This window comes from Binatus sp. (SeqCode), assembly GCF_036522015.1.
Lineage (GTDB): Bacteria > Desulfobacterota > Binatia > Binatales > Binataceae > Binatus.
Map to the genome: position 1 here is coordinate 1 of NZ_DATDGQ010000386.1, position 3,614 is coordinate 3,614.

Consider the following 3,614-nt stretch of genomic DNA (forward strand, 5'->3'; position numbering starts at 1 on the left):
GGCGGATCGATCAAGCCGGCCGCTGGAAGCGTCGAGCTGCTGGGCCGTCCGCTCGATTCGATCGAGCGGCGTGAGTTCGCGCGCACGGTCGCGTCGGTCGGCCAGGAAAACGCCGTCGCGTTCCGCTTCACGGTGCTGGAAATCGTGCTGATGGGACGCGCGCCGCATCTCGGCGCCTTCCGTTTCGAGAGTCCGCACGATTTGGAGATCGCATCCGCTGCGCTCGAGCGCTTCGATCTTCGCGATCTTGCGGCGCGCCACGTGCAGGAATTGTCCGGTGGCGAGCGCAAGCGCGTGTTCCTTGCCCGCGCGCTTGCGCAGGAGCCGAAAATCGCGCTGCTTGATGAGCCGACCGCGTTCCTGGATCTCAAGCACGTTGCCGAAATTTTCGCGCGCTTTCGCGAGCTGCGCAACGAACGCGGAATGGCCGTGGTCGCGACGCTCCACGATCTTAACGCCGCCGCGCTGTATGCCGATCGCGTGCTGCTGCTCGCGGACGGTGCCGCTGTCGCGTACGGAACTCCCGCCGAAGTTCTGACGGCCGGGAACCTCCAGCGCGTTTACGAGACCGAGGTGTACGTAGGCCGCAATCCCTCGACGGGCGCGCTTATCGTTCTCCCCGCCGCACTTCCCAACGCTCGCGCATAGCGGGCTCGCGATTGGCCATTGCCCCCCTCGGCGCGCGCCGGTAGTCTTTAGGTAGATGTCCAATTCCGCGACCGATTCCCTGAATCTCATCTTCGACGCCGACGACACGCTATGGGATTCCAATATTCATTTTCTCGAGGCGTTCGATAATTTCGCTGCGGCCGTCGGCGACGCGGGCCTCGGTCTGTCTCGCGTCGAGATTCACGCCGCCGTTCGCCGAGCGGAAATCCTGCTTATCAAAACGCACGGCTACGGCCGGCGTCCTTACGTCAGGGCGCTGCATCAGGCGGCGTCTGAACTCGCGCCGGCCGGCCACGAAGGCCTGCGCGACGCGATCGAACAAATCGGCGCGCATCTGCTCGATCGCGAGTGCGCGCTGCTGCCCGACGTCGAGCCCACGCTGAATGAACTCGCGCAGCGTCACCGGCTGCTCATGTTCACCAAGGGCCAGCGCGACGAGCAGTTGCAAAAGCTCGCGCGCTCCGGTCTTGGTCCGCTATTCGATCGGGTTGAAACGCCGCGCGAAAAAGACGTCGACGCGTATCGGCGCCTCGTGCGCGACGCCGACCTCGATCCCGCGCTGACGTTCATGATCGGCAACAGTCCGCGCTCGGACATCAATCCCGCGGTCGCCGCCGGCCTGCGCGCCGTTTTCATTCCGCATCCGCATACGTGGGAACTCGAGCACGAAGAGATCAATGATGCCGGCGACAGGATTATCGAGCTAAGCTCCTTTCGCCGCCTGGTCGAAGTATTCTAGTATCCATGGTCCGATGTCCACTGCCGAACTAATCGACGATTTACCGCCGCACCAGCCCGCCTCCGCCGGCCGGCCGAAGGGGAAGCCGCCTCTGGCGCTGCGCCCGCTGCATAGAATGTGGCGGAAGACGATCGATGAAATTCAAATGTCGGCGCTGGACCTGCCGGTGCGCGGATTGCCCGAGGCATTGCGCGGACTCGTCGCGTGCCAGATTAGCGATTTCCACGTCGATCGTGATGAGGACCTCGAACGCCTGGCGCTCGCGGTTGAAACCATCAATCAGCAGCATCCCGACTTCATTTTTCTCACCGGCGATTATTTTTCCGGCCCCGACACGATGCGTCGCTACCTCGGTGCGTTTCGCGACTCGCTGAAAAATCTGCGCTCAAAGTCCGGGCTGTTCGCGATTCTCGGCAATCACGATCACTGGTCGTCGGCCGAGCGGATTACCGAGGCACTCAAGCGCGCCGGCGCCGACGTGCTCGCCAACGACAGCCGCCGCGTATTCGTTCGCAACGAGAAAGTCGCAATCGTCGGTATCGACGATCTGTGGTCGCGACGCGCCGAGCCTGCGCGCGCATTTGGCGAGGTTAACAGCGACGACTGCACGATCGTGCTCGCGCACAATCCCGACACTGCGCTCTACGCGCGTCATTTGAGGCCGGGCGTGATGCTCTCCGGCCACACTCACGGCGGCGTGGTGCGAATTCCGTTCTATGGATCGCCGCTCAAGTCGATCCTGCGCATCGGCAAGGAATTTTACTCGGGCCTGAACCGTTACGAAGACTTTTACATCTACACCAATCGTGGCCTGGGCACGTTCTGGCTGAGAATCCGCATCAACTGCCCGCCGGAAGTATCGCGCTTCTCGCTGACGCCTCTCATCGATGCGGCGCCCGCCGAGAAATCGGCTTCAACCGGGAAACTGCATCCGTTGAAGCGCGTCCGCCGCCGTCGCACGCCGCGTCCCGTCACTCATCGACCACATCGCAAGCACGTCTAGTTCGGAGTCGCCGCGATGCTCGATCTCGCGATCGTCGGCGCAACTGTAGTAACGCCTTCGGGCGTCGCTCTCGTCGACGTTGGCGTCGTCGCTGGAAAAATCGCGGACATCGCGCCGCCGGGCGCGCTCGAACCCGCACGCCAGACCGTCGATGCGCGCGATATGCTGCTGATCCCCGGCGCCGTCGATCCCCATACGCATCTCGACGCCGAGATGTTCTCGGCGCACACCATCGACGACTTCGAGTCGGGCACCGCTGCGGCGGCCGCCGGCGGCGTGACGACCATCGTCGACTATGCGTTTCAGGCGCAAGGCGGTTCGCTCGCCGATGCGATCGAGAAGTGGGGCGCCAAGGCGCGCGGTCGCGCCATCATCGACTACGGCTTTCACGTCGCACTGCTCGATCCATCGCCCGAAGCAATCGCCGAAATTCCACGCGTCGTCGATCGCGGCGTCACCAGTATCAAGATCTTCATGATGCAGGGCTTCGAGGCTCGCGCGCGGGACTACCTGCGTGCATTCGAGATCGCGGGCGACAGCGGTGCGTTGCTCGCGATCCACGCCGAGGACGAGCACCTGATCGGATTTTGCACCGAGCGCCTGCTCGCTGCCGGTAAGCGTGACGTCACGCACTTCGCCGCCAGCCGTCCTCCGCTGTCCGAGGCAGCAGCCGTCCGTCGCGCACTCGCGATGACCGAGATTTCGGCCGCGCCATCCTACTTCGTGCATTTGTCGAGCCGCGAAGCGGTTGATGAGGTGCGTCGCGCGCGTGCGCGCGGCCGTACGGTGCTGGCCGAGACGCGGCCCATTTATTTGTATCTGACCGAAGAACGGTTCCTCGAACCCAACGGCGCGAAGTACGTCGGTTATCCTCCACTGCGCAGCGCCGAGCATCGCGACGCGCTGTGGGAGGCGCTCGCGGACGGCACCATCGACGTCGTTGCGACCGACCATTGCAGTTGGACGCTCGAGCGCAAAATTTCCGCCGATCGCTTCACGCGGATGCCGCCCGGGATGTCCAATCTCGAGACTCTCGTGCCGATGCTTTATTCGGAGGGCGTCGCGAAGGGCCGCCTTTCGATTTCGCGATGGGTCGATCTGACGTCCACCAATGCCGCGAAAATTTTCGGCATGTATCCACGCAAGGGCGCGATCGTCGAAGGCGCCGATGCCGACCTGGTGATCTTCGATCCCAGCCGCAAG

At 63.6% G+C, this 3,614-nt stretch carries 4 protein-coding genes; all 4 read left to right on the forward strand.

The window, feature by feature from the left end; translation table 11 throughout:
- The coding region (locus tag VIW95_RS16395; protein WP_331588529.1) for an ABC transporter ATP-binding protein at positions 1-648 on the forward strand (648 nt) is incomplete at its 5' end.
- A 55-nt stretch (positions 649-703) separates the two neighbouring features.
- A complete protein-coding gene (locus VIW95_RS16400; RefSeq protein WP_331588531.1) occupies positions 704-1,408 on the forward strand; it encodes an HAD family hydrolase in 705 nt (234 codons plus the stop codon).
- 145 nt (positions 1,409-1,553) lie between these two features.
- On the forward strand, positions 1,554-2,411 hold the full coding sequence (locus VIW95_RS16405) for a metallophosphoesterase (protein ID WP_331588533.1): 858 nt from the start codon (positions 1,554-1,556) through the stop codon (positions 2,409-2,411).
- 15 nt (positions 2,412-2,426) lie between these two features.
- Positions 2,427-3,614 (forward strand): dihydropyrimidinase (hydA, locus tag VIW95_RS16410; RefSeq protein ID WP_331588535.1); only part of this gene is annotated, 1,188 nt, incomplete at its 3' end.